This is a genomic window from Streptomyces sp. NBC_00009, from assembly GCF_045040855.1.
Taxonomy (GTDB): Bacteria; Actinomycetota; Actinomycetes; order Streptomycetales; family Streptomycetaceae; genus Streptomyces; species Streptomyces aureus.
Map to the genome: position 1 here is coordinate 5,657,398 of NZ_CP108312.1, position 24,912 is coordinate 5,682,309.

Consider the following 24,912-nt stretch of genomic DNA (forward strand, 5'->3'; position numbering starts at 1 on the left):
CGAGGGAAGAACTTCCGATCTCACGGACGGTGGATCCCCCGATGGCCGAGTCTGGCGAGCGACCGAGGGAGGGGCGTGACATGACGGCCATGGCGCACGAGCCGCACGAGTCGCTCACGCAAGCAGACGTCCTGCTCGAAGGCTTCCTTGCCCTGGACACCCCGGAGGGTTTCCGGGCGGAACTGATCGAGGGCGAAATCGTCGTGACGCCGCCGCCGGACGGGGACCACGAGGACTGCATCAGCCTGATCGTGAGCCAGGTGATCAAGCGGTCCCGGACCGATATGCAGTTCTCCGGGAACAAGGGACTGAAGCTGAACAGCGGGGGAGCCTGGCCCGACAACCACGTGATCCCGGACGGCACCTTGGCCCCCTGGGATCGTCGGCTCTTCCGGGGCGCCGAGCCCTGGATGCCCTGCGAAGGCGTCGCCCTGGTGGTCGAGGTCACCTCCACGAAGCCACAGGCGGACCGAGAGGCCAAGCGCCGCTGCTACGCGCTCGGCGGGATCCCCCTCCACCTCCTCATCGACCGCGAAGCCTCCTCGGTGACGCTCTTCCGGGACCCGGAGGGCGACGACTACCGGGAGCTGTGCACGCTGCCCTTCGGCAAGTCACTGACTCTCCCCGCCCCGTTCGACTTCGAGCTGGAGACCTCGGCGTTCCTCTGACCGGTGGGGCCTCCCGCGCCGGGTAGCATGGTCGGCACGGCAGACGAGCCGGGCGGACGGCCGCGTGAGGACCCTTTCACCAGGGTTTTCCCGAGGAACGTCCGGGCTCCACAGGGCAAGGTGGTGGCTAACGGCCACCCGGGGTGACCCGCGGGACAGTGCCACAGAAAACAGACCGCCGGGGACCGCAAGGCCCTCGGTAAGGGTGAAACGGTGGTGTAAGAGACCACCAGCGCCTGAGGTGACTCAGGCGGCTAGGTAAACCCCACCTGGAGCAAGGTCAAAAGGAGCCGCTTCCTCGCAAGAAGGGGCGGCTCTGCGCGGACGTTCGAGGGCTGCCCGCCCGAGTCCGCGGGTAGACCGCACGAGGTCCGCAGCAATGCGGACCCTAGATGGATGGCCGTCTCCCCGGCCGCCGCGAGGCGACCGGGCGACAGAACCCGGCGTACAGCCCGACTCGTCTGCCGGCAGGGCTCTGAAAAGGTCTTATGGCCTGGTCGGGGCCTTTTTCTGTGCGGGTGGACTTCCTTCCTCTGCCTGAGCTCCCGGGAATTCCCGTGGACCAGGGCGGTGGAGGGAGGCGGATCTCCAGGTGGGAGGAGGTCTCCGTAGACGTGAGGAGCCCCTCGTCGAAGCTGTCGATCATGATCGCCGCCTTCCATGATCAGCTTGCCGCCTCCGGTGCTGGAACGGCCCCGGTCGAGAGCTGAGTGGCGGAGACGGAAGCAGTGAGCACAGGGCGGGGAAGACCGATCTCCGCCCACACGACCTTCCCGGACGGCGGCCATGGCTCACTGCCCCACCGGGCAGTCAGGGCGTCGACGAGGAGCAGCCCGCGCCCCGTCTCGTCGGTGGGACTCGCGGTACGACGGGCCAGGGGCCGGCGGTCGCCTCGTGGGTCGGCCACTTCGATACGGAGCGTGTCCGAGGCCTCGACAGTGAGCGTGAGCCGGAACCCGCGCCCCTTCACGCGCCCGTGGGCGACCGCGTTCGCCGCCAACTCGGCGACGACCAGGCCTGCGGACTCGCTCACCGCGCAGCCGTGCGGCCAGCCCCACTCACCGAGCTGCTGCACAGCCAGCAGCCGGGCAAGGCGGGCCCCGCGAGGCGTGGCGCTGAGGAGTTGACTGAAGTGCCGGGTGGAGATTTCTGACTTCATGTCACTGAGCGTGGCCGCCTCGCTCTACCCTGACCAGGGAATCCTTCGGTACGCAGGGTGCGTGTAGCGGTACGGACGGTGTCCTGTACGGGGTGTCGGCCGTGACCTGGTGGGGCGTGGGACGGCAGGGCGGGTGTTGCGATGACGGTGACGGAGCCGCAGGAGACGTACGACGAGGGTGAGCAGTCCAGCGACCTGAACCGTGCGATCGGCAAGCAGGTCAAGGTACTTCGGGAGCGTGCCGGGCTCACGCAGAAGGAGCTGGGGGACCGCCTTGGCTACAGCGAGGATCTGGTCTCGTCGCTGGAGCGGGGGAGACGGACGCCGCAGCGGGAGTTCCTGGAGACGGCGGATGAACTGCTGGAGGCCGGTGGGCTGTTGAAGGCCACGATTGAGGATGTTGAGAAGGCCAAGGCGAAGGCGAGAGTCAGGCATCCGGCTTGGTTCAGAGATTACGCGCGGTTGGAGCGGGACACTGTTGAGATCAACTTCTACAACAACCATGATGTTCCCGGCCTGTTGCAGACCCAGCGGCGGACCCGTGCCCTCTACGAGATGCGTAAGCCGCTTCTGAGTGAGGACATCATCGAGCAGCGGGTGGCCTCACGGATGGACCGGCAAGAGATTCTGACGCGTTGGCCTCTTCCCATGGTGACGGCCGTCATCGAGGAAGTGGTACTGCGACGGCCCATCGGTGGTCCGGATGTCCACAAGGAGCAGTTGGAGCGGCTGATCGAGCTCGGTCGACTGCGCAATGTGGAGCTTCAGGTGATGCCGACGGATCGGGCGGAGCATGCCGGAATGGGTGGCGCGTTCGTCCTGCTCACCCCGAAGGGGAAGACACAGGTGGGATACACGGAGGCGCAGAACAGCAGTCGACTGATCACGGAAGCCGAGGAAGTACGTATCCTGGCCGCACGGTACGGCAGCATCAGGGCCCAGGCGCTCACGCCAAGGGAGTCCTTGGACCTGATGGAGGACTTGCTGGGGGAACGATGAACACCGCGGAATCCGCGCGCCTCGCCTGGTTCAAGAGCAGCTACAGCGGTAACGAGGGCGGCGAATGCCTGGAGGTCGCCGCAACGTCCGGCACCATCCACGTCCGCGACTCCAAGGCTCCAGCCCGCGCCCAACTCGCCTTTCGGAGCTTGGAGTGGGCCGCGTTCGTGGACTTCGCGGTAGGGCTCTGAGGCGCAACGTGGGGCCACGAACGAGCACCGGAACCCCCGCGGCAACCTCCATGACCGCGTGATACCGCTGTGCGGCCACGCTCAACTCCACCAGCACGGCCCCGGCCCTCCCTGCACGCGCCGATCAGACGCACACAGCCAAGCCGAGGCAAGTGGTGCCAAGCATCACGAGTGCGCGCACCGCAACCGCACCAGATCGAGCGGGGAACAGCGGGGAATCACGGTGAATGCAACCGAGACCGCGGAGACCACGAACTGGCCATTCGACCAGGTCAGTGCTACAGCGGGGCCTAGTTGTCCGCAGCTTTCCAAGCCGAAGGTCGGCATCGGGGCTGTCCTAAAGATTGCGTATGCCCCGGTGTGACCCGGATGGCATGAGGTGGGACCTCTGCCGGGAAGGATCACCGTGGGGACCAAGAGCGAGCACCCCCGCGAGGACTCGAGCATCGTACGTACGGGGGCTGAGTTGGCGAGACTGGCGAAGCTGGACCGGGAGTTGGCCGGGCAGTTGGTGGCCCGGGCCCGCGCCGAGGGCGTGAATCTGGTCGGGGCGAGAAGGGCGATTCGGCCGGTGCCGGGTCGGGTAACTCCCGTAACGGCACCTCGAAGAAGACGGTCCTGACCGACGTCGGGCCGGTGGATCTTCAGGTGCCGCGGGACCGGTCCGGCAGCTTCGCACCGGCGATCGTGCCCAAGCACTCCCGCCGGGTGCAGGGCTTCGACGCGGCGATCCTGGCGCTGTATGCCAAGGGCTTGACGACCGGGGAGATCCAGGCCCATCTGTCGGAGATCTACGACGTGGAGGTCTCCCGCGACGTGATCTCCCGGGCCACCCACCAGGTCGGCTCGGAGCTGGAAGCGTGGCGCAACCGGCCGCGGGACCGTGTCTACGCAGTCGTCATGATCGATGCCATCGTCGTGAAGGTCAGGGACGGAGCCGTCGCTAACCGTCCGGTCTATGTCGCGGTGGGCATCAATCTCGAGGGCGAGCGGGACGTGCTGGGGATGTGGGTCGGCAAGGGCGGCGAGGGCGCCAAGACCTGGCTGACCGAACTCCGCAACCGCGGGGTGGAGGACGTGCTGATCGCCTGCTGTGACGGGCTGAAGGGACTGCCGGAGTCGATCCAGAACACCTGGCCGCAGGCGGATGTGCAGCTGTGCGTGGTCCACATGGTCCGCGCCAGCCTGAAGTACGCCTCCACCAAGTACTGGGCGCAGATCGCCAGGGAGCTCCGCCACGTCTACACCGCCGCCAACGCGGACGCGGCAGAGGACCGTTTCGCGGAGTTCGAGGCCGAATGGGGCGCCCGCTACCCGGCCTTGATCGGAGTGTGGCGCCGCAACTGGGAACACTTCGTGATGTTCCTCCGCTTCCCGCCCGAGATCCGCAAGATCGTCTATACGACGAACGTGATCGAGAGCCTCAACGCCCGCTTCCGCCAGGCCACCCGCCGACGCGGGCACTTCCCCGACGAGGACTCCGCTCTGAAGGTGCTCTACCTCGTGATCCGCGACCGACAGCCCAACCGCCCCAACGTCACCGGCCGCACCCGCAACTGGAAGGGGGCATCAACACCCTCGCCGGCTTTTATGGCGACCGGGTCCTCGAGAATCAGTAGCAACAGCACACGGCACAGAAGAAGCGTCAACACCAGGGCTTACACAAAGAACAAGACACTCCCCGGCCCGGGAGGTCAAGGAGGAGCTCGGCATCACCCCGCCCATCGGCCACCTCCTCGTTACGGACTGGGCACCCCACCCGACCGAGGGCGACAAGCTGCTCTTCGTCTTCGACGGGGGCGTCCTCCCGGCGGACAAGCAGGCTCAGATCAACCTGGACGGAGTCGAGATCGGCGAGTACGCCTTCCACGCCGCCGAGCAGATCGACACGCTTCTCATCCCGCGCCTGGCCCGGCGCGTCCTCGCCGCCCTTGGGGCCCGCTCTCGCTCGGCGACCGCCTACCTGGAGAACGGGACTCCTCGCCTCTGATCTCTCTCCGCTCCAGCCCTCTCATGCCAGGACTGGGCTGAGGGCCGGGCGACAGGTGGCCGCCGTGGCCTGGTGAGCACGGACGGTGTACCTTCCGCGCGGTCTCGCCCGGACTGAGAGCCGCTGGAGGCGCGCCACCGCTTCCGGAGCCACGCCCAGGTAGGCCGGGCCGCCTACGGTCAGCTCAGGGACCAGTAACGAGGGCTGTGCGCAGCGAATCCGTGATCTTTTCCAGCTCCCCAAGAGCCAGTTGAAGGTCCAGGGCAATCTCCTCTACGAGGATCTGGGGGGCTGGAAGGCTGGCGCCATCCTTGTCGTCTGACTCTGAAAGCCAGCTGATGTCGAGGCTGGCCTTGTCGCGTTCCATGAGCTCCTCGTAGGAGAACGCCCTGAATCGCTCTGTTTCGATGCGCTCGTCGGGGTCTGCCCCGGGACGGTAGCTGTCGACGAACTCCTGCAGCGCCTCTCGCGTGAGCGGGTTCTGCTTGAGTGTGAAGTGCTTCCGGGTACGGAAGTCGTATACCCAGAGCCGCTTCGTGGCTGGGGGCTCGGACTCGCTACGCGCAGGCTTGCGGGTGAAGAACAGGACGTTGGCCTTGATGCCGTTGGCGTAGAAGAGGCCCGTGGGCAGGCGAAGCATGGTGTGGACGTCGCATTCGCGAAGCAGGCTCCGGCGGATGGTTTCCCCGACGCCTCCTTCGAAGAGCACGTTGTCGGGCAGGACGACGGCTGCTCGACCTCCGATTTCCAGCAGGGAGACGATGTGCTGGACGAAGTTCAGCTGCTTGTTGGTGGAGGTGGTGTCCCAGAAGTCGGTGCGGCTCTTGTAGGTCTGTGCTTCGCGGTTGCCGGCCGTGCCGTCCTCGTCGTAGGTAGCGACCGAGGACTTCCTACCGAAGGGCGGGTTGGCGAGTACGAGCGTGGCCCGCTTCGTCGGGCGGTTGCGCAGCGCGTCCTCGTTGTGGATGACCGGTTTGCCGTAAGCAGTGCCGATGTTGTGCAAGTAGAGGTTCATGGCAGCGAGCCGGGCGGTGTTGTGCACCAGCTCGGCGCCCCAGATCGCTCCTCCGGACCTGTAGCGCTCGTTCTGGACGTCGGTCAGTTCGGCGCCGTGATTCCGGCGGATGTAGTCCCAAGCCGAGAGGAGGAAACCGCCGGTCCCGCAGGCCGGATCGGTGATGGTGTCCTTGGGGGTGGGTTGGACACACTCCACGATCGTCTGGACCAGGACGCGCGGCGTGAAGTACTGACCCGCACCCGATTTGATGTCTGAGGCGCCCCGAGCGAGGAGCTGCTCGTAGGCGTCTCCCTTGACGTCGATGAGCTGACCGTCGGTCGTCTTGTTGACCGACCACTTCTCGCTCTCGATGAAGTCCACGACCAGTCGGCGCAGGTGCGTCGAGCTCCTGATCTTGTTGCGTGCAGCGTCGAAGATCAGGTGGAACGTTGTGTCGTCGGCCGAGCTACCGAGGTCGTCCAGAAGCTGCTGGTAGACCATGCTGAGGTCGCTCCCCTTGGCCCTGAGCAGTTCCGGCCAGCCGCGCTCCGCCCATGCGGCGTCGTCAGGAAGCATCTGGGTGCCAAGCCTTCCCAAGGGGCGCTGTTCCTCAGCGATCTTCAGGAACAGCAGGTAGGTCAGCTGCTCGACGTAGTCGATGGAGGAGACGCCGTCGTCGCGCAGGACGTGGCAGTAACTCCACAGCTTGTCGACGAGGCGACGGGCGGTCTCGTTGCTGCTCACTTCGCGTACTCCTGGTTGAAAAAGGCGCCCTGAGTGCCGTCAGGGACAGGTGCTGTGCTGGTGGGGGCGGCAAGGCGAGAAGCCGTACCCGAGCCCGCCGAGGGTGCCTTGGCCGCCATTGCGGTTCTGCGGCCGCGGCGCTTCGTGGCCTGGTCGTTCTCCGCCGTGGCCTTCTCATCTGCGATGTGCTTCAGGAGCAACCCCGCAGGCTCGTCCGACGGGCCCGAGACCGCAAATCCCCCCTTATACGCTTGGTCGAGGATGGACTTGCGCAGTGCCTGTGCCTGCTGGGCGCCGTGTTTGATGAGGGCGTCGAGCTGGTCGACGCAAGCGAAGCGCTCAGCCGCCAGTCTGACGCGTTCTTCCTGCTCAGGAAGAGGTGGCACCGGGAATTCGACTGTCTTCAGCCGGGTCGCTGACAAGTGCGCGATGTTGGTGGTGATCCGCACTTCTGCTTTGAAGCGCCCGCTGTGGAGGTGGCGGCGGAACACCAGCAACGCCCATTCAGGGAGCACGTCGGCGTGCGCACGGAAGCGCAGGAGGCTGTTGGTGAAGGCAACTTGGGACGGCTCTCCTCGGTACAGAGCCGGCCGGCCGACGAGTTCCGGGCTCTGGCCCTCATTCAGCAGGACGTCACCTGGTTCGAGGCGGAAGCGGTCGAAGACGCCGGAGAAGTCCATCTGCATGACATCGCGAGTGTCGATGCGGTCCTCGAAGACGTTGGCGACCCGCAGGTACGGTCGCATCTCAGGACCTGTGTGCCAGTCGGGGTGACGTTGCCGGCCCAGGTCGATCTCGCCGGCGTCGCCTACCGTCGTCATGCGCCATCCCGGAAGGGCCGCCTCGGGCACGAGGTCGAACAGAGTCGACTTCTGGAGCTGGCGAAGCCGCCCCTGCGCCGCCTTCAGACTCGAGTCGACATCATCGAGTCGGTCTAGCTCCCTGCCCACAGCATCAGCGATGCGCCGCTGCTCGTCGGCCGGCGGGAGCGGGATGACGATGTCCTTGAGTGCCTGCTGTGAGATGTTGCGCATGGCCGCCTTGGTTCCGCTGGACTTCGCGGAGACCTGTCGGCGCACTATGGGCGACGACAGGATGTGGAGCAGCCACCGCTTGTTAATCATGGAAGCGGGGTCGAGCCGCATGCTCTTGTCCGACAGCAGCAGCCGGGGGCGGCACTCGTCGACCAGGACAGGCGCTCCCACATATGCTTCCGTGTTGGCGCGGCTGACCAGGAGATCGCCGGAGCGGATCTCATAGCGCGGGTCTACGTCCTTGTCTGCGGGCACGGCCTTGTTCTGGGTCGCGTCGAACCTGCCCCAGGTCATGGCGCTGACTTTGATGATTCCCCACTCGTCGCTCCCGGCCGGGCGCGGGTCGCAGGTGAACGACTTTCCGGCCTCGATGGACAGGAGGATGTCGCCGAGGCGGACCCACTCCCACCCTGGCGGCAGCTCCGCGTTCACGCACTCAGCTCCTGTTCCAGCTCTTCCAAGATCGTGTGGCCGCGGTCGTGCCCGAAGGCTTCGAGGAACCCGTGGGCGCCCCCGCGTTCCCCGAACGCTACGTCATTGAGGCGCTCCGGTTCGAGGACGGCGTTCAGGGAGACGACGTCGACGATGCGGTCGAGCCACCACCACTGCTCGTGGTCGAAGGTGACACCAGCCTGTTCCTGGCGCAGCAACCAGCCCAGTAGCCGCTCCTCGACGAGGCTGCGGTAGGGAAGTACCTGCTCGTCGAGGCCGAGTTCGATCCTCAGTAGGCTGATGAGGTCGGCGACCCCCGCATTCTGCTGCTTGCGCTTCGTGGCCTTGCCGAGCCTCTCGTAAGCCGTCCAGAGCTCGCTGATGGTCCAGTTGTACGGGGGGCGGGCTATGCTCTGGGCAAGGGCGCGAAGTTGACGATGGACCTCACGGGGGTTCTTCCGCTCCGTGAAGGCGATCTGGAAGGCCGCCGCTACGTCCCGGTTCTTGTGCAGGTACTCCCGCCACGAGGCGACCGTCTGGGTGGCGATCTCCTCCTCGGTCATGCCCCGGGCCTCGATGAGCTGATCAGGGTTGACCTCGTCGTAGACGATGTGCGCCGAGCACAGGCCGATGATCAGCTTGCGCAGGGCCGCGCTTCCGGCCAGAGGGCGCAGGGCGTCCGCGACGAGTTTACGTACGGCTGCTTCGCCGCCTTGTGCGTCCGCTGCCTCCTGGGTGTCGGTGTCGATGGCCTGGAGCAGTCCGCCGACGACCTCGCCCAACGGCTTGCCCGCCAGGTGGGCGACCTGGGTCCGTTCCTCGTTGGTCAGCCGCATGTCCAGCCGGTTCAGCCGGGCGGCGAGCGTGGCCACTTCTTCCTCGCTCATCACCAGGCTGGCGCTCTTGCGCAGGAGCCGCTCCAGCGGGAGCTGCCTTTCGGACTTGCGCTCCATGGGCTGGGCGTCCACACGCGGGGAGTCCGTGACGCCGACGGCGTCGACGATGACGAACCGGTCCTTGACCTTGGCATCCGGGGTCACGGCCTGGAACTCGGCCGGATCGATCGTGCGCGCTCCGCGGCCCTTCATCTGCTCGAAGTAGGCCCAGCTGCGGACGTTGCGCAGGAAGAACACGCATTCAAGAGGGCGGACGTCGGTCCCGGTTGCGATCATGTCCACGGTGACGGCGATACGAAGGTCGGGGTCCCGGCGGAACCGCTGGAGCAGCTTGTCGGGCTGCTTGACAGTGTGCGTGATCTTGGCACAGAAGCCGTCACCCTTGCCGAAAACCTGCCGCACTGTCTCGACGATCTCCTCGGCGTGGTTCTCGTCAGCGGCGAAGATCAAGGTCTTGGGCACCGTCGCCCGCGCCCGAGCCGGAGCCCCGTCCTCACCGATCGGCAGGAAGATCTCCGAGAACAGATGGTGTTTGAAGGTCTCGATCACGAGCTTGAGTGAGCCCTTGCTGATCACATCCCGGCCCAGCTGGGGCGCTTTCCAGCTGAAGTCGGCGTCGAGTGCCTTGTAGCGCTCGCGGCGGGTCTTGCGTTCCCGGATCGGCACCACGGTCTCTGCCGGGATCAGGCCACCGTGTTCGCCGAGCTCGGTCCGGATGCGGAACACCGTGAAGGGGACGTTGACCTTGTCGGCAACGGCACGCTCTGAGGGGTACTCGCTCACCAGATTCTGGTGGAAGAAGCCGTAGGTCTGCGGGACCGGGGTCGCGGTCAGGCCGATGATGTGCGCGTCGAAGTAGTCGAGCACTCCGCGCCACTTGCCGTAGATCGAGCGGTGGCACTCGTCCACATAGATCACATCGAAGGTCTCCGGTGGCAGGTCCTTGTTGTAGCTCACCTCGACGGGACGCTCGACGTCATAGGTGTCCACCCTGTCGTCCTGGTTCTCGCCCGACTCGGGGACGGGCTGACCCGTCAACGACAGCCACAGCCGCTGGATGGTGCTCACCACGACGTCGGATGATCCCTTGAGCGGGCCGCCCAGCAGCCGCTGGACGGGGTAGACATCGCTGAAGCACTGGCTGCCCCCGGGTACAGCGGTGCCCTCGTACTCCTCCACAGCCTGCTTGCCAAGGTTGTTGCGGTCTACGAGGAAGAGCACCCGCTGTGCCTTGGCGTGCTTGAGCACCCGGTAGCTGTGCTGGACTACCGCATGCGTCTTGCCGGCACCCATGGTCATCTGGACCAGCGCACGCGTGTCCCCACATGCGAGGGACTTCTCCAGTCCCACGATCGCCTCGACCTGAGCCTCGCGCAGCGGTGCGATGTCGAGGTAGGTCTCGGGCAGGAGCCGAAGCCGGGCCCGGAAGGTGGGATTGTCCGGGTCCGTCGCCGCCTCGTGGATCCAGCGCGCCATAGTCTCCGGGCGGTGCACGGAGAACACACGGCGGGAACGCGCATCAGGGTCCAGCTCATTCCTGAACCGCACCGTGTTGCCGTCCGAGACGTACTGGAACGGCAGCCGCTCCCACCCACCTGCGCTGATCCTCTGGTCGCTGGTCAGGTGAGAGGCGTAACGGGCAGCCTGCTCCTGCGCACCGGAAAGATCCGCGCCCTCCCGCTTGGCCTCGATCACACCGACCAGACGCGCATCCACATAGAGCAAATAGTCCGCCCGGCCTGCCCTAGTGGTCACCTCGCGGACTGCGGCTCCCCTGTGGTTGACCACGTCCATGTCGTCAAGGTCCTGGACAGCCCACCCCGCCAGCACCAGAGCGCGGTCGATCTCAACGCGCACCTGCGCCTCGTTGAGCGGAGGCCGAGAGGCGGATTGCGCCCGCGCGACAATCCGGTCTCGCTCGATCGGATCTGCAGCTGTGGCTTGAACCCGGTCCGGATCCTGCGCCAACCGCGTGATCTTCTCGCTCAGCTGGGACACCAGCCCGTGCAAGGACTGCCGCTCGGCATCGGCGCGCTCTAGCTCTGCCTCTGCCTCCTGCCGTGCCTGTTGCTCCCGCTGCAGCCGATCCAGTTTGCCGTCGTAGCGAAGGCGCGCCTCAGCCAGCTTGTTGCGGTAAGCCTCCAGCTCCGCCCTCAACGACGCGAGTTCGGCCTCATCAGCCGCTGACGCTGGTGCCGGAGCCTGCTGAGGTGCAGCCGGCGGCAGGAAGACGCGATGGGTGGCGTCGCTCGTAGTCGAGCGGTGAAGCCAGTCTCCCAGAAGGAAGCAGACCTCCGACGCACGCAGCGCTGCCCGCACCTCCCCGTAATGCTCATGCGCAGCTCTGTTGCCGACGGCTCGCAGCGTGTCGAACCAGCCAAAGACCTCCGGCCTCAGCGGTACCTGGTCCTTGAGCGCCTGCACCCGGGCGAACTGTGTTGTCCCAGTCACCTGAACGCCCATCCTGGCGACCATGTGCTGCGCCAAGACCTCACCGAACAGCCGAGCTTTGAACATCGCGGCGTTGGCATCGGAGTGGACATAGGACTCGGTCGCCGCGCCTAGGGAGACCAGCAGCGGCTCGTGCGCGAGCAGGTACCCGAAATTCGCCGACCCTGCAGCGAGCTGCGCGATCTCCGGGTCCACCCCGTGCCCACCCGGCATTAACGACACCCCTTGCCCCCAACGGATCCCATGCAGTACATAGCCTTCGACCATCACATCATGGCGGTCGGCAAGTCAACCAGATTCTGATCAACTAGCTCTGATTACTGAGCCATTGCTCATCGACAGCGCACCGTTCCCATCGGCCAGACGGCTCCTGGCGCTGGAAGCGATCGCCCCCATGAGCTCTCGTCAGAATGCCGAGGAGGGCTCACAGGGTCGGGGGAGTCATGCCAGAGCCAGGGAGTGCACCGCCAACACCCAGGCAGCTGGGAAGGCTAGGCGGTCGGCGCGGAAGGCCTCCATCGCGTGCTACAGCTAGCAGTGACGGTCCTGAGCTTGCTCCGCTTTGACGGACACCGTCGGTGTGGTGGTCAGGCTGCGAGGGCGGTCTCGTACTCGGCGGGACTGCGGTAGCCGAGGCTGCTGTGCAGTCTTACCGCCGCACCGGAACTGACTGTCCAGCTCCAACACCGCGCAGTCGAGGCCCTGTTCGGCGGCGGCCCGCTGGATCTGCTCCTTGGTCCCCATCTCGCCGGGCCGCACCACCTGGTGCTGGTCGAGCAGGAACACCGGTACCCGGGCCGCGTCGATCAGCTCGGCCACCTGGGGCCGGCCCGTGCGCAGCTCTGCCTTGGTGTAGCGATTGGCGGAGGTCTTCCGGAGGCGGTGGGCCTCGTCGCAGATCAGTACGTCGAGGTCGTTCGGCTCTGCGTCCATGAAGCTGTTGAAGTACTTGAACAGCTGCTGGACTTCGCGTTTCTTGGCCCCTGCGACCCTGCGCATCGTCTTGGTGAACGACTGCGACCCGGTCGCGTGCAGAGTGGGCACCCCGCGCCGGTACAGCTCGCCCAGCAGCGACATCGCGATCACGCTCTTGCCGGAGCCGGGACCGCCGGTCACCACGATCACCTGCTTGTGGTTCGACCGCTTGGCCTTGCGTACGGCGGACATCACTTTCTCGTAGGCGACCCGTTGTTCGGCGATGAGTACGAACTGCTCGCGGTCGCGGATCTCGGCGGCCGCGACAGCCATCAGCTGCTTGGATGGTCGGATCTTGGCGTCGCGCAGTACGTCCGCAGCCTCCGCTCCGGGCTTCGCGGCGAGCCGCGAGCGAAGGAAGTTCAGGAAGGCGCCGCGCTGTTCACCGGTGTACATGCGTCCGTGCTGGTCCTCGGTGACGGCGCGCAGCCCAGCGACCCCGAACTCGGTCGCGTTGTGCAGGAAAGCCACCCCCGCCAGCGACCTGGGTATCCGCTCCAGGGCCCCGTTGAACGACATCAGGTACTCGCAGTAGCCCCGCACCTGTTCGATGGGGTTGAGGATCGGCTGCGCGTACGCGTCGATCCGGCACAGCAGCGGCTCGTCTTCCTCGGGGTAGGCCGCGCTCCACTGTTTCAACTCCACGACGACGTACGACGGCTCACCCGTCGTCGGGTGCACGCCGGCGAGTACGGCGTCCGCGCGCTTGCTGGTGAGGGGCAGGCTGTACTCGACCAGGACTTCGACGTCGTCGAGACCGGCCTCGATGAGGGCGTTGACGAGCGCGGGGAGGCTGCGCTCCCAGGAACGTATCTCCGCCTGCGCGGGCCTCCGGCCATGCTGGTGACGGAAGTTCTCGGTCAGATGCAGCGCCAGCGACCCTTCGAGGATGCGGGCGGCCACGGACGCCGCGGACTCACGGAACAGCAAGAAAATGCCCCCAGGCAGCACGAAGAAGACTCGTGCGGGTGGGGGCATGTCCTCCGATGTCCGCGCGCAGGCGGATCAGGAAGCCCGTCGGGCCGCTGAGATGGTTCTCGCCATCCTAGGCGAGTGTGTGGATCACGAGGAGGGGATGGGGCGGACTCGGCCAGGGGCCCACCTCGTCTGGCCTTGAGCCCCCGAAAGAAGCCGAGGTCACAGCGCGTCGACCGCGCTCACCTTCCAGCCGTCGGCCGTACGGGCCAGCGTCATCCGCACGCGGTTCAGGTCCACGCGGGAGCCCTGGACCTGGGTGCTCGTGGTCACCTGGTTGACGAAGAGAAGAACCACGGCCCGGTCCGGCGAGGCCGAGACCACGGAGGCCGCCGGGGAGCCGCCGCCCGTGGGCTGCGCCACCGTCGCTTTGACCACCCCGTGGTACTTCCTGGCCGTCGGCCCGACCACCGTGCTGGTGGTCTTGCCGTACTCGTCGCGGAAGTGGCCGGTGAGCCGGGCGCGGGCGGCGGTGAAGTCGCGGTCCAGATGCCGGTAGTCGTACGAGAGGACGACCGGGGCCGCCTGCCGCGCGGCCGTGAGCGCCTGCCCGCGCGCCTCGTCCGCCCGGGCTCCCTCCCGGTAACGCCACCCGAGCACGCCGGCCGTGACCAGGCCCGCCACGAGCAGGACGCAGAGGACCGCGGTGAGCAGGCGTCGCCGCCCGCGCCACGCCGGCGTACCGGAGTCGGGCTCGTCCTCCTTCCGCTCGTCGAACGACTCCGGCGAGGGCTCGGGCGGGTCGTCCCAGCCGTTCTCGTCCTTGGGCTCGATGAGCAGGGTGCGTCCGGCGGGCGGTGCCTCGGGCCGGCCCGCGGCCTCCTCGCCGGCGGCCGCGTGGCCCGGCTCGCGGTGGCCGCGCTCCGCGCGCTTGGCCGCCGCGCGGGCGGCCGCTGTCATGGTGCGCCGGGTGCCGGAAGCGGCGCCGGAGCCGCGGCTTCGGTTGGTCGTCTTCGCCACGGTATTGCTCCTCAAGGGTGGTACGGGTGGTACGGGTGGAGAGGGGGGCGGTCAGCCGACGAACTCGACGTCCGAGGTCAGCCAGCGGCCGTCCCGGTACACCAGGTCGAGCTGCAGCCGGTAGGTGCGCGCCTCGCCCCTGGGTGCGGCGGTGTTGGTCACCTTGCTGTCGGCGACCACCAGGACGCGCGCCGAGTGCGCGTCGGAGCGGACGATGCCCGCTTCGAGAACCTGGCCCTCGGACACGGACTTGTTCTCGGCGACCAGCTTGGTCAGCTGCTCGGTCTGCGCGGCGAACTGCTTCTTGAAGTCGCCGGTGGCGCCCTCGAGGACGTTCGCGCTGTCCCGGTCGTAGTGCCGGTAGTCGAGCGAGGTGAAGTTCAGCGCCGACTGGCGGGCCGCGGCCAGGAGGTCCTGGCGGCGCTGTGCCCTGTCGTGCTGGTCATAGAGCCCGAGGCTCAGCCAGATCGTCAGCGCGGTGGTGAGGACGGTCGCCACCACCAGCCCCACCGACCACGCCCTGCCCGACAGGGCCCCGTTCAAGGCCCCGCTCATGCTCTTGCTCATGCTCTTGGTTCTGCTCATGGCCCCGCTCATGCCATCGGTCCGACTAGCAGCCATTGCCACGACTCCCTTCCGAACACCGTCTGTTGGCCGCCCGTCGAGCCGATCTCGACGGGCGTTCCGTCCGGGCCGGTCGCCGTGCCGGTCTCCGGGTCGTAGGGCGTGACGTACGCCGACTGGTCCGCACCGCCGGAGGCGGCCGGCGCGCCGGGGGCGTTCTGCGCGCCCCGCACCGACGTCTTGCCGCCGCGCGGGGCCGTGCAGCGCGCGGCGGTGTTCGCCTCGCGCGTGCTGGTGTCCGAGGGGTCGCGCCGCGCCGTCCCGTACCCCTGGGTGCACGGCGGCGGGTCGTCGGCGTTCACCACGAGGCCGAAGTGGGTGGTGCCGTCGCCCGGGACGACCGTGTAGCTGCCCGCAACCAGCGCGGGGAAGGTGACCAGGGACTGCTCCACGCCGGGCAGGCGCGCCAGCGTGACCTGGCCACCGCTGATCAGGTTGGCCAGCAGGACCGAAAGGCGTGGCCCGGTGGACTTCAGCAGTGAGTTCAGCTGCTGCGCGGCCGGCGTGGCGTTGCCGATCAGCTTGCGCAGGTCCCCGTCGCTCGACTTCAACTGCGCGGTGAGCGCGGCCAGATCGCGTGCGAACGACTTGATGGACGAGCCCTGGTCGGCCTGCGTCTTGAGGACCTTCCGGGAGTCCTCGATGAGCGAGATCGTCTGGGGGAGCGAGCCGGACGCCGACTCGACGAGCGCGTTGCCCGAGTCCACCAGGCGGCTCAGGTTCGGACCGGTGCCGGAGAACGCCTTGTCCAGCTCGTCGACGGTGACCCGCAGATCGTCCTTGCCGACCGAGTTCACCAGCCGGTCCAGGCTGAGGACGAGGTCCGTGGTGGGCAGCGGCACGCGGGTGCTGCCGCGCGGGATGGCGCTGCCGTCGAGGAGGTAGGGGCCATGCGTAGTACGCGGCTGCAGATCGACGTACTGCTCGCCCACCGCCGAACGGTTCGCCACCACCGCGAGGGTGTCCGCGGGGATGCGCCGCGTGCCGTCCTTGATGTCCAGGGCCACCGACACCCCGCCCGAGCCGGTCAGCCGCAGCGCGCCGACGCGGCCCACCGGCACCCCGCGGTAGGTGACCTCGGCGCCGGGGAAGACGCCCCCGGAGTCGGCGAAGTCCGCCCGCACGGTGTAGCCGTGGCCCAGGACGTCGTCCGCCAGGCCGGTGTACGCGGCGCCGACGTACGACACCCCGACGGCGGTGACGGTGGCGAAGGCGAGCAACTGGGCCTTGACCGTACGTGTGATCACGGCTGAACCCCCTTCAGCATCAGCTCGGCGAGCGCGAGGTTGATCCCCTCGGGCAGCTCGCCGTGAGTGGTGTAGCTGCTCTTGCACACCGGTGGACACAGCGGCCCACCACCGCCTCCGCCCGAGGGAGCCGACGGCACAGAAGGGGACGACGGCAGGCTCGGTGTGCTCGGCAGTGCGGTGGGTGTCGGCACGCTCGGCACATCCGGGAGATCGGGGAGATCCGGTACGTCGGGTGTGTCGGGCTTCTGGGAATTGCCCTTGCTTCGGCCGGAGTTCCCGTCCGTCACGTTGCCGTAGATGTCCGTCAGGTCGAGATCCGCGGTGATTTTGAGGTTGACGTAGTCGCCCTTGACGGCGCCCACCACGTTGCGGGGGAACGGGTAAGTGGTCAGCAGTTCAAGGGAGTTGGGCAGGTCGTCGCCCGCCTTGTTCAGCTGCTGGAGGATCGGCCGCAGCTGCTTGAGGTTCGCGACCGTGTCGTCGTGCGAGGCATTGACCACCTTGGAGCCCGTCTTGCCCAGCTTCGACAGGGCGGTGAGCATCTTCGTCAGATCGCGCCGCTGGTCGGCGAGGACCTTCAGTGCCGGCGGCATCGTGTCCACGGCCCGGGCGATCGTCTTCTTCTCCTTCCCGAGCCGGCCCGACAGCCGGTCTACGGCCTTGAGCGCGCGGACGATGTCCTTCCGCTGGTCGTCGAGACCGCCGATGAACGTGTTCAGCTCCTTGAGCAGTGACCGGACCCGGTTCTCCCGGCCGTCCAGGGCCTTGTTCAGCTCCACGGTGATCGTCTTGAGCTGGGCCACTCCGCCGCCGTTGAGCAGTGCGGACAGCGCGGACAGCACCTCCTCGATCTCCGGGTTGCGGCCGCTGCGGGACAGCGGGATGCGGTCGCCGTCGCGGAGCCGGCCCACCGCCGCCCTGCCGGGCGGGGCGGAGAGCGAGACGTACTTCTCGCCGAGGATGCTGGTCTGCCGCAGTCCGGCGAGCGCGTTGCCCGGCAGCTTCACGTCGTCGGCGATCCGCAGCCGTACGCGCGCGTGCCAGCCGTGCAGCTCCACCTTCTCGACGGCGCCCACGGTGACGTTGTTGACCTTCACCGCCGACTGCGGCACCAGGTCGAGGACGTCGCGGAACTCGACGGTGACGTGGTACGCGTGGCCGTCGGCGGCGGCTCCGCCGGGCAGCTGGACGTCGTACCAGCCGTTGAACTGGCAGCCGGACAGCAGCAGCGAGCCGACCGCGGCCCACGCGACCGCCCCGGCCTTGCGTCGTACGCTCATGCGCTCGCCCCCAGGATTCCGCCGAGCGTCCGGTCGACCGTTCCCGTGACCGCGGGGCCCTTGGGCACCTTGGGCAGGGAGTCGAAGAGTTTCTTCAGCTCCTTGCAGTCGGGGTTCTTGCCGCCTTCGTCGCCGGTCGTCCTCAGGACGGAGCACAGCAGCGAGGCCGGATCCTGGGCCTGTTGCGCGTTGTTACGGGTGTCGAGGGTGCCGGAGGACGGGTTGTAGGCGTTGTTGAGGTTCGACAGGCCCGTGGGGGCGACGTCCAACAGCTCCTCCAGCGCGGCCCGTTGGGTGACGAGCACCTTGGTCACCTTGCTCAGGCCCTTCACGTCCGAGGTCAGCGACTTCTTGTTCTTCTTCACGAAGTCCGACACGTCGCCGAGCGCCGTCCCCAGGTTCCGCAGTGCGTCCGCGAGGTCCTTGCGCTCGCCCGCGAGCTGCGCGGCCACCTCGGAGAGGCTGGTGTTGAACGACCGCACGCTCTTGTCGTCGGCGGCGAGCGCCGCCGTGAACACCTGAAGGTTGCGCACCGTGCCGAACAGGTCCGAGCGGCCGTCGGACAGGGTGGTGACGGCCTGCGAGAGATCCTTGACCGTCCGGTTGAGGTTCTCGCCCTGGCCGTCGAGGTTGTCCGCGCTCACGCCGAGCAGCCGCGACAGCGAGCCGTCCTTGTTGGCGCCCTTGGGGCCGAGCGCGTCGGCCGTCGTGTGCAGGCTGTCGAAGATGCGGTCCAGTTCGACCGGCACGGCCGTGCGCGTCTCGGGGATGACGTCACCGTCCCGCAGCACCGCGCCCTTGCGGTACACCGGCAGCAGCTGCACGTAACGGTCGCTGACCACTGACGAGTTGATGATCGCGGCCTGCGCGTCCGCCGGGACCCTGCGGCCTTCGTCGTACGACAGCTCCACGCGTACCCGGTCGCCCTCCGGCGTGATCTTCTCGACCTTGCCGATCCGGACGCCGAGGACGCGGACGTCCGAGCCGGGGTAGATGCCGACGGTGCGTGGGAAGTACGCGGTGACGCGCACCGGCTCGGAGCGCGGCCACAGCACGTAGGTGAGCGCGGCCACGAGGGCGAGTGCGGTGACCAGGGCCACGCGCCTCTTCAGGTTCTTCACTGCGTGCCTCCCGTGCGCGGCACCACCGGGGCGGCGACCAGGTTCTGGACGTAGCTGTCGAACCAGCGGCCGTTGCCGAGGGTGTTGCTGAAGACCCGCACATAGGGCGCGAGCAGCTTGACGCTCCGGTCGAGGCTCGCCTGATTGCGTTCGAGCATCCGCACCACACGGTTCAGGCCCTTGAGCGCGGGCCCGATCTCCTTGTCGTTGTCGTCGACCAGGCCGGAGAGCTCGATGCCGAGCGCGACGGAGCTCTTCAGCAGCTTGTGGATCGCCTTGCGCCGATTGCTGATCTCCTTGAACAGCTTGTCGCCGTCCTTGACCAGCGCGGAGAAGTCCTCGGAGTGCTCGGCAAGGACGCCCGTGACGCCGTTCGCGTGGTCGAGGAGTTCGCCCAGCGCCTGGTCGCGCGAGGCGACCGTCCGGGAGATCCTCGACAGGCCCTTGATGGACGCCCGTACCTCGGCGGGCGAGTCCTGGAAGGTGGTGGAGAGGGTGTCGAGAGCCTTGGCAAGGCGGTCGGTGTCGACCTTCTCCGTCGTGGTCGTGAGATCGCTGAACGCCTGCACGACGTCATAGGCCGGAACCGTCCGCCTCAGCGGTATCTCGCTGCCGGGCGGCAGCTGCCCAGGTCCCTTGGGGGTCAGCGCGAGATACTTCGCGCCGAGGATGGTCTTGACGCGGATGGCGGCGCCGGTCCCGGTCCCGAACCCGGGATCGCCCTTGATCTTGAAGGTGACCTTGACGTGGCCGCCGTCCAGATCGACGTCCTCGACCTTCCCGACCTTGACGCCGGCGATGCGCACCTCGTCGCCGGGCTTGAGGCCGCCCGCCTCCGAGAAGGCCGCGCTGTACGTCTCGCCGTCGCCGATCAGCGGCAGGCTGTCGGCGTTGAACGCGGCCACGGCCAGCAGTGCGAGGACGGTGAGGCCGACGGCTCCGACCACCACGGGGTTCCGCTCGCGGAACGGGATGAGGCGCGGACGACGGATCCGTATGCGGGGCAGCCTGGGCGGGTCGATGCGGACCTTGACCAGGGGTTCCGGGCGGCGGGGGCGGGGTGCCCGGCGTGGCAGGAGCCGTATTTTGGGGAGTTTGGGCGGGTCGATGCGGACTTTCACCAGGGGTTCCGGGCGGCGGGGGCGGGGTGCCCGGCGCGGCAGGAGCCGTATCTTCGGCAGCCTGGGCGGCTCGATGCGGACCTTGACCAGCGGCTCAGGGCGTGGCCTACGGGTCCTGCGCGGAAGGAAGTGCCTCGTCATGCGCCGCACCTCGCCCTCGCCACGTGCAGCTCAGGGGTGAGCACCTGCTTCGTCTTCGGCAGCACGATCCGGCCGTCGAAGTCGCAGAGGTAGAAGTTGAACCACGAGCCGTAGGACGCCGTCCCTGTCAGCGCGTTGAGCTTGTTCGGCAGCCGCTTCAGGACGCCCTCCACGGTGTTCTCGTTCTTGTTCAGCGTTCCGGTGAGACCGGTCAGCTCGGCGATGTCGTCCTTCAGGGGCGGACGTGCGTCCTTGAGCAGCCCCGAGGTGGCGTCGGTCAGGTCGCCGATGTTCACCAGCGACTGCCCGATGGGTTTACGGTCGGCCGACAGACCGGATATCAGCCGCCGCAGCTGCTTGAGCAGCCCGGAGAACCGGGCGCCGCGCTTGTCCAGCGTCTCCAGGACGGTGTTGAGGTTGTCGATCACCGAGCCGATCAGTTTGTCGCGGCCGGCCAGCGTCGTCGTGAGCGAAGCCGTGTGCACGAGCAGGCTGTTGACGGTGCCGCCCTCGCCCTGGAGTGTCCGGATGATCTCGGTGGCGAGCTGGTTGACGTCGTCGGGACTGAGCGCGGCGAACAGGGGCTTGAAACCGTTCAGCAGCGCGTTGAGGTCCAGGGCGGGCTGGGTGCGCGACAGCGGGATCGTGGCCCCTGGCTTCAGCCCGGTGCCGTCGCCCGCGCCCTCGGTCAGGGCGACGTAACGCTGTCCTACGAGGTTCCGGTAGCGGACGACCGCGCCGGTGCTGTGCAGCAGCGGACGGTCCGCGCCGACGGTGAAGGTGACCTCCGCAAGGGTCCGGTCCTTGATCCGGATGCCCTCGACCTCGCCGACCCGCACCCCGGCCACCCGGATGTCGTCGCCCTTCTCCAGTCCGGTGACGTCGCTGAACACCGCGCGATACGTGTGCTCGGGGGTGAAGGAGATGTTGACGATGGTGGCGGCGAGCAGCGCCGTCGCCAGGATCGTCACCACCGCGAAGAGGCTGAACTTGATCAGCGGGGCGGCGGCCTGCCGGGCTCCTGACGTCCTCATACGACGCTCACCGCCGTCCCGCGCGCCATCGGTCCGAACAACAGGGTCGCGACCGGCGGCACCTCGTCGGCGGGCACGCCCAGGACGGGCGCGACGAGCGAGCCGACGGCGCGCTGCTCGGCCGGGGTGGCGGAGACGTCGGCCGGACCGGCCGGACTCCCCTTCGCGGAACCGTCGTTGAGGTGGACCCCGGGCGCGGGCACCGGCGGATGGGGCAGGTCGCGGCAGTTGGGGCCCGACCGGTCGCCGTAGCGGGGATACTCACCGGGTTCGTACGCCCCCTGCTGGCGCACGACTTCGAGGGTGATGTGCATCTTTCCTCCCTGGAAGGCCTGTTCGGAGGCCTTCTCCTGGCGGACCAGGCCGGCGAGGAGGCAGGGGTACTCGGGCGCGTAGCGGGCGAAGAGGCCGAGCGTGGGGCGGGAGACGCGGCCCAGGGTGATCAGCCGGTCGCCGTTCGCGTGGAGGAAGTCGTCCGCGGTGCCCGCGGCGGTGGCCGTCGTGGAGAGTGCGGCCGCGAGCCGGTCCCGCTGCTCGACGATGGTGCGGCTGGTGGTCACGGTGTTGCGCAGGATCTCCATCAGGTCGGGCGCCGCGTCGCCGTACACCTCGGCGACGTCGGCAAGGCGTGCGAAGTCCTCGGTGAGGGACGGCAGATGAGGATTGAGGCGGTGCAGATAGTCCTCCACGCGCGTGAGGTTGTCGCCGATCCGGTCGCCGCGCCCTTCGAGGGCGGTGGCGAACGCGGACAGCGTGGCGTTGAGCTGGCCGGGCCGCACGGTCCGCAGCAGCGGCAGCAGGTCGTTCATCAGCTGCTGGAGCTCGATGCCGACGCGGGTGCGGTCCTGCGTGATGACATCTCCCGCGCGGATGGGCCGGGTCGAGGAGTGCGCGGGCGCGACCAGGTCGACGTACTTCTCGCCGAACAGTGTCTTGGGCAGCAGGCGCGCGTGCACGTCGGACGGGATGGACGCGACGTACTCCGGCTTGAGCGCGAGGTCGAGCGTCGCCTTCGACCCGTCGGCGCGCACCGAGCGCACCTCGCCGACCAGCAGCCCGCGCAGCTTGACGTCGGCGCGCGGATCGAGCTGGTTGCCGAGGCTGTCGGCCTCCAGCGTGATCCGCACGACCGACGTGAACACCTGCTGGTACACGGCGACGGACAGGGACAGCAGCAGCGCGAGCACAGCGAGGAACACGACGCCGTACAACCGCAGTCTCACCACTCTCATACGGCTCACCCCGCAATCCGAACGGTCGTGTTGGCGCCCCAGATCGCGAGCGACAGGAAGAAGTCCAGGACGTTGATCGCGACGATCGAGGTCCGTACCGCGCGGCCCACGGCGACGCCGACGCCCGCCGGACCGCCGCTCGCGTAATAGCCGTAGAAGCAGTGCACCAGGATGATCAGGACGGCGAAGACGAGCACCTTCCCGAAGGACCACAGCACGTCGACCGGTGGCAGGTACTGCTGGAAATAGTGGTCGTACGTGCCCGCCGACTGGCCGTAGTAGCCGGTGGTGATGGTGCGGGCGGCGAAGTACGAGGACAGCAGCCCGACCACGTACAGCGGGATCACCGCGACGAAACCGGCGATCATCCGGGTGGTCACCAGGAACGGCAGCGAGGGGACGCCCATGACTTCGAGTGCGTCGGTCTCCTCGCTGATCCGCATCGCGCCGAGCTGGGCGGTGAAGCCCGCGCCGACGGTCGCGGAGAGCGCGAGACCCGCCACCAGGGGCGCGATCTCACGGGTGTTGAAGTACGCCGAGAGGAACGCCACGAAGTTGGAGGTGCCGAGCTGGTTCAGCGCGGCATACCCCTGCAGGCCCACCTCCGTGCCGGTGAAGAACGACAGGAAGGCGATGACACCGACCGTGCCGCCCACGACCGCGAGGGCGCCGCGCCCGAAGCTCACCTCGGCGAGCAGCCGCAGGATCTCCTTCTTGTAGCGGCGAACCGTGCGGCCCGTCCACGCCAAGGAGCGCCCGTAGAAGGAGAGTTGACTGCCAAGTTCCTCCAGGGCTTTCAGCAGCGCCATGTCTCAGCCCCTCTGCGGAACGATTTGGAAGTACACGGCGGTCATCACGAAGTTCGTCACGAACAGCAACATGAAGGTGATCACTACCGACTGGTTCACCGCGTCGCCCACCCCCTTGGGTCCGCCCTTCGCGTTAAGTCCCTTGTACGAGGCGACGATTGCCGCGATCGCTCCGAACACCAGCGCCTTGATCTCCGCCGCCCACAGGTCGGAGAGCTGGGCGAGCGTGGTGAAGGAGGCGAGATAGGCGCCCGGAGTGCCGTTCTGCAGGACGACGTTGAAGAAGTAGCCGCCCGCGACGCCGACCACCGACACCAGGCCGTTGAGCAGCACCGCCACCACCATCGACGCCAGCACACGCGGCACGACAAGGCGGTGGATGGGGTCGATGCCAAGCACCTGCATCGCGTCGATCTCCTCGCGGATCTTCCTCGCCCCGAGGTCCGCGCAGATCGCCGTGCCGCCGGCGCCCGCGATCAGCAGCGCGGTGACGATCGGCGAGGCCTCCCGCAGCACCGCGAGGACCGAGGCGGCCCCGGAGAAGGACTGGGCGCCGAGCTGCCGCGTCAGGCTGCCGATCTGCAGCGCGATGACCGCGCCGAACGGGATGGACACGAGGGCCGTCGGCAGGATCGTGACGCTCGCGACGAACCAGGCCTGCTGGATGAACTCCCTTGCCTGGAACGGCCGTCGGGGCACGGTCCGGACCACGTCCAGGGCCATCGCGAAGAGGTTTCCCGAGTGCCTGAGCGCCCCGGTCGGTGACAGGCTCATGCGTCCGCCGCCTCCTTGCGGTGCAGCTCGGCCTCGCGCCGCGCGATCGCCTCCCAGCGGGGCGGGCGGACGATGCCGGGGCCCGGCAGCAGGCGCGGCGTCATGTCGTTGCCGGCGTGACGGGCCTTGCGGTCCACGTCACCGAGCCGCGCCAGCTCCTGCTCGACCTGTGCGGCGTCCTTCTCCTCGGCCATCCCGATGGGGCCCTGCATCCGGCCGTTCAGGAACTGCCGTACGACCGGTTCGTCACTCGTCAGGAGCTTCTCTCGCGGCCCGAACACGACCAGCTCGCGACGGAACAACAGGCCGATGTTGTCCGGCACTTGACGGGCCGAGGCGATGTCGTGCGTGACGATCAGGAAGGTCGCGTCGATCTGCGCGTTGAGGTCGACGATGAGCTGGTTGAGATACGCGACGCGCACCGGGTCGAGGCCCGAGTCCGGCTCGTCGAAGAGGATGATCTCCGGATCGAGGACCAGTGCCCGCGCGAGACCGGCCCGTTTGCGCATCCCGCCGGAGATCTCGCCGGGCAGCTTCCCCTCCGAACCGATCAGCCCGACCAGGTCCATCTTCTCCAGCACGATGCGCCGGATCTGGCTCTCGGACTTACGGGTGTGCTCGCGCAGCGGGAAGGCGATGTTGTCGTACAGGTTCATCGAGCCGAACAGCGCGCCGTCCTGGAACAGCACGCCGAAGAGCTTCCGTACCTCGTACAGCTCGTGCTCGCGCAGCCTCGTGATGTCCCGGCCCGCGATCGTCACGGAGCCCCGGTCCGGCTTCAGCAGTCCGACGAGCGTCTTGAGGAACACCGACTTGCCCGTGCCCGAGGGGCCGAGCATGACCGAGACCTCCCCGGCGGGCAGCGTCAGCGAGACGTCCTGCCAGACGACCTGGTGACCGAAGGACTTGGTCAGCCCTTCGACACAGATCTCGACACCCATCCGGTTCACCCTTCGACCCGTGGAGTAGCTCGTACAACTGCTCTACGGGGAGGGGCGGGGCGTCCGTCGCGGTGGCGGCGGATTTTTTTCGAGGGTGCTGCGTCAGTTTCGAGG

18 protein-coding genes, 1 other RNA gene and 2 pseudogenes are annotated in these 24,912 nt (G+C 67.8%); 5 read left to right on the forward strand and 16 right to left on the reverse strand.

Going from position 1 to position 24,912, the window contains the following annotated elements; genetic code table 11:
- Positions 1-89 precede the first annotated feature (89 nt).
- Together OHA58_RS25525 and rnpB are read left to right on the forward strand one after the other, a co-directional pair.
- A complete protein-coding gene (locus tag OHA58_RS25525; RefSeq protein ID WP_405485173.1) occupies positions 90-668 on the forward strand; it encodes a Uma2 family endonuclease in 579 nt (192 codons plus the stop codon).
- 44 nt (positions 669-712) lie between these two features.
- An RNA gene (rnpB, locus tag OHA58_RS25530) (RNase P RNA component class A) lies at positions 713-1,132 on the forward strand.
- Between the two features lie 200 nt (positions 1,133-1,332).
- Here rnpB and OHA58_RS25535 read toward each other — a convergent pair.
- A complete protein-coding gene (locus tag OHA58_RS25535; RefSeq protein WP_405481630.1) occupies positions 1,333-1,827 on the reverse strand; it encodes an ATP-binding protein in 495 nt (164 codons plus the stop codon).
- A 141-nt stretch (positions 1,828-1,968) separates the two neighbouring features.
- Here OHA58_RS25535 and OHA58_RS25540 point away from each other — a divergent pair, with 141 nt between their 5' ends.
- From OHA58_RS25540 to OHA58_RS25550, 3 genes and pseudogenes are all read left to right on the forward strand, one after another.
- Entirely contained in the window at positions 1,969-2,826 is an 858-nt protein-coding gene (locus tag OHA58_RS25540; RefSeq protein WP_405481631.1) for a Scr1 family TA system antitoxin-like transcriptional regulator, read from the forward strand.
- Positions 2,823-3,017, forward strand: coding sequence for a DUF397 domain-containing protein (locus tag OHA58_RS25545; protein WP_405481632.1), 195 nt, complete (start codon positions 2,823-2,825; stop codon positions 3,015-3,017). The genes OHA58_RS25540 and OHA58_RS25545 overlap by 4 nt, the downstream gene beginning before the upstream one ends.
- 612 nt (positions 3,018-3,629) lie before the next feature.
- Positions 3,630-5,048 (forward strand): annotated as a pseudogene (locus tag OHA58_RS25550) (IS256 family transposase); the annotation flags it as partial.
- A 143-nt stretch (positions 5,049-5,191) separates the two neighbouring features.
- Here OHA58_RS25550 and OHA58_RS25555 read toward each other — a convergent pair.
- From OHA58_RS25555 to OHA58_RS25625, 15 genes and pseudogenes are all read right to left on the reverse strand, one after another.
- Complete coding sequence (locus tag OHA58_RS25555; RefSeq protein ID WP_405481634.1) at positions 5,192-6,748, reverse strand: N-6 DNA methylase; 1,557 nt, start codon at positions 6,746-6,748, stop codon at positions 5,192-5,194.
- The gene (locus OHA58_RS25560) at positions 6,745-8,214 is read right to left on the reverse strand and encodes a restriction endonuclease subunit S (protein ID WP_405481635.1); all 1,470 of its coding nucleotides are present in this window, start codon (positions 8,212-8,214) and stop codon (positions 6,745-6,747) included. Before OHA58_RS25560 ends, OHA58_RS25555 begins: the two co-directional genes overlap by 4 nt.
- On the reverse strand, positions 8,211-11,828 hold the full coding sequence (locus OHA58_RS25565) for a DEAD/DEAH box helicase family protein (protein WP_405481636.1): 3,618 nt from the start codon (positions 11,826-11,828) through the stop codon (positions 8,211-8,213). The genes OHA58_RS25560 and OHA58_RS25565 overlap by 4 nt, the downstream gene beginning before the upstream one ends.
- Before the next feature lie 375 nt (positions 11,829-12,203).
- A pseudogene (locus OHA58_RS25570) lies at positions 12,204-13,514 on the reverse strand (DNA/RNA helicase domain-containing protein); the annotation flags it as partial.
- Between the two features lie 159 nt (positions 13,515-13,673).
- Complete coding sequence (locus OHA58_RS25575) at positions 13,674-14,471, reverse strand: hypothetical protein (protein WP_405481637.1); 798 nt, start codon at positions 14,469-14,471, stop codon at positions 13,674-13,676.
- 51 nt (positions 14,472-14,522) lie between these two features.
- Positions 14,523-15,038: a hypothetical protein gene (locus tag OHA58_RS25580; protein ID WP_405485175.1), complete on the reverse strand. Its 516-nt coding sequence runs from the start codon at positions 15,036-15,038 to the stop codon at positions 14,523-14,525.
- A 26-nt stretch (positions 15,039-15,064) separates the two neighbouring features.
- Positions 15,065-16,342, reverse strand: a complete 1,278-nt coding sequence (locus OHA58_RS25585; RefSeq protein WP_405481638.1) for an MCE family protein — start codon at positions 16,340-16,342, stop codon at positions 15,065-15,067.
- The gene (locus OHA58_RS25590; RefSeq protein ID WP_405481639.1) at positions 16,339-17,625 is read right to left on the reverse strand and encodes an MCE family protein; all 1,287 of its coding nucleotides are present in this window, start codon (positions 17,623-17,625) and stop codon (positions 16,339-16,341) included. The genes OHA58_RS25585 and OHA58_RS25590 overlap by 4 nt, the downstream gene beginning before the upstream one ends.
- Complete coding sequence (locus OHA58_RS25595) at positions 17,622-18,746, reverse strand: MCE family protein (protein ID WP_405481641.1); 1,125 nt, start codon at positions 18,744-18,746, stop codon at positions 17,622-17,624. The genes OHA58_RS25590 and OHA58_RS25595 overlap by 4 nt, the downstream gene beginning before the upstream one ends.
- The gene (locus OHA58_RS25600) at positions 18,743-19,768 is read right to left on the reverse strand and encodes an MCE family protein (RefSeq protein ID WP_405485177.1); all 1,026 of its coding nucleotides are present in this window, start codon (positions 19,766-19,768) and stop codon (positions 18,743-18,745) included. Before OHA58_RS25600 ends, OHA58_RS25595 begins: the two co-directional genes overlap by 4 nt.
- Before the next feature lie 236 nt (positions 19,769-20,004).
- Complete coding sequence (locus OHA58_RS25605) at positions 20,005-21,042, reverse strand: MCE family protein (RefSeq protein ID WP_405481642.1); 1,038 nt, start codon at positions 21,040-21,042, stop codon at positions 20,005-20,007.
- Complete coding sequence (locus OHA58_RS25610; RefSeq protein WP_405481643.1) at positions 21,039-22,274, reverse strand: MCE family protein; 1,236 nt, start codon at positions 22,272-22,274, stop codon at positions 21,039-21,041. Before OHA58_RS25610 ends, OHA58_RS25605 begins: the two co-directional genes overlap by 4 nt.
- 5 nt (positions 22,275-22,279) lie before the next feature.
- Positions 22,280-23,083 carry an ABC transporter permease gene (locus OHA58_RS25615; RefSeq protein WP_326776031.1) on the reverse strand — a complete coding sequence of 268 codons (804 nt, stop codon included), beginning with the start codon at positions 23,081-23,083 and terminating at the stop codon, positions 22,280-22,282.
- A gap of 3 nt (positions 23,084-23,086) precedes the next feature.
- On the reverse strand, positions 23,087-23,857 hold the full coding sequence (locus OHA58_RS25620) for an MlaE family ABC transporter permease (RefSeq protein WP_389529962.1): 771 nt from the start codon (positions 23,855-23,857) through the stop codon (positions 23,087-23,089).
- The gene (locus OHA58_RS25625) at positions 23,854-24,798 is read right to left on the reverse strand and encodes an ABC transporter ATP-binding protein (RefSeq protein ID WP_405481645.1); all 945 of its coding nucleotides are present in this window, start codon (positions 24,796-24,798) and stop codon (positions 23,854-23,856) included. The genes OHA58_RS25620 and OHA58_RS25625 overlap by 4 nt, the downstream gene beginning before the upstream one ends.
- Positions 24,799-24,912: the final 114 nt, after the last annotated feature.

Coding starts and splice junctions, on each gene's coding strand:
- OHA58_RS25525 (WP_405485173.1), top strand. CDS start 90: ATGGCGCACGAGCCGCACGAGTCGCTCACGCAAGCAGACGTCCTGCTC.
- OHA58_RS25535 (WP_405481630.1), bottom strand. CDS start 1,827: ATGAAGTCAGAAATCTCCACCCGGCACTTCAGTCAACTCCTCAGCGCC.
- OHA58_RS25540 (WP_405481631.1), top strand. CDS start 1,969: ATGACGGTGACGGAGCCGCAGGAGACGTACGACGAGGGTGAGCAGTCC.
- OHA58_RS25545 (WP_405481632.1), top strand. CDS start 2,823: ATGAACACCGCGGAATCCGCGCGCCTCGCCTGGTTCAAGAGCAGCTAC.
- OHA58_RS25565 (WP_405481636.1), bottom strand. CDS start 11,828: ATGGTCGAAGGCTATGTACTGCATGGGATCCGTTGGGGGCAAGGGGTG.
- OHA58_RS25580 (WP_405485175.1), bottom strand. CDS start 15,038: ATGAGCAAGAGCATGAGCGGGGCCTTGAACGGGGCCCTGTCGGGCAGG.
- OHA58_RS25590 (WP_405481639.1), bottom strand. CDS start 17,625: ATGAGCGTACGACGCAAGGCCGGGGCGGTCGCGTGGGCCGCGGTCGGC.
- OHA58_RS25605 (WP_405481642.1), bottom strand. CDS start 21,042: ATGAGGACGTCAGGAGCCCGGCAGGCCGCCGCCCCGCTGATCAAGTTC.
- OHA58_RS25610 (WP_405481643.1), bottom strand. CDS start 22,274: ATGAGAGTGGTGAGACTGCGGTTGTACGGCGTCGTGTTCCTCGCTGTG.
- OHA58_RS25615 (WP_326776031.1), bottom strand. CDS start 23,083: ATGGCGCTGCTGAAAGCCCTGGAGGAACTTGGCAGTCAACTCTCCTTC.
- OHA58_RS25620 (WP_389529962.1), bottom strand. CDS start 23,857: ATGAGCCTGTCACCGACCGGGGCGCTCAGGCACTCGGGAAACCTCTTC.
- OHA58_RS25625 (WP_405481645.1), bottom strand. CDS start 24,798: ATGGGTGTCGAGATCTGTGTCGAAGGGCTGACCAAGTCCTTCGGTCAC.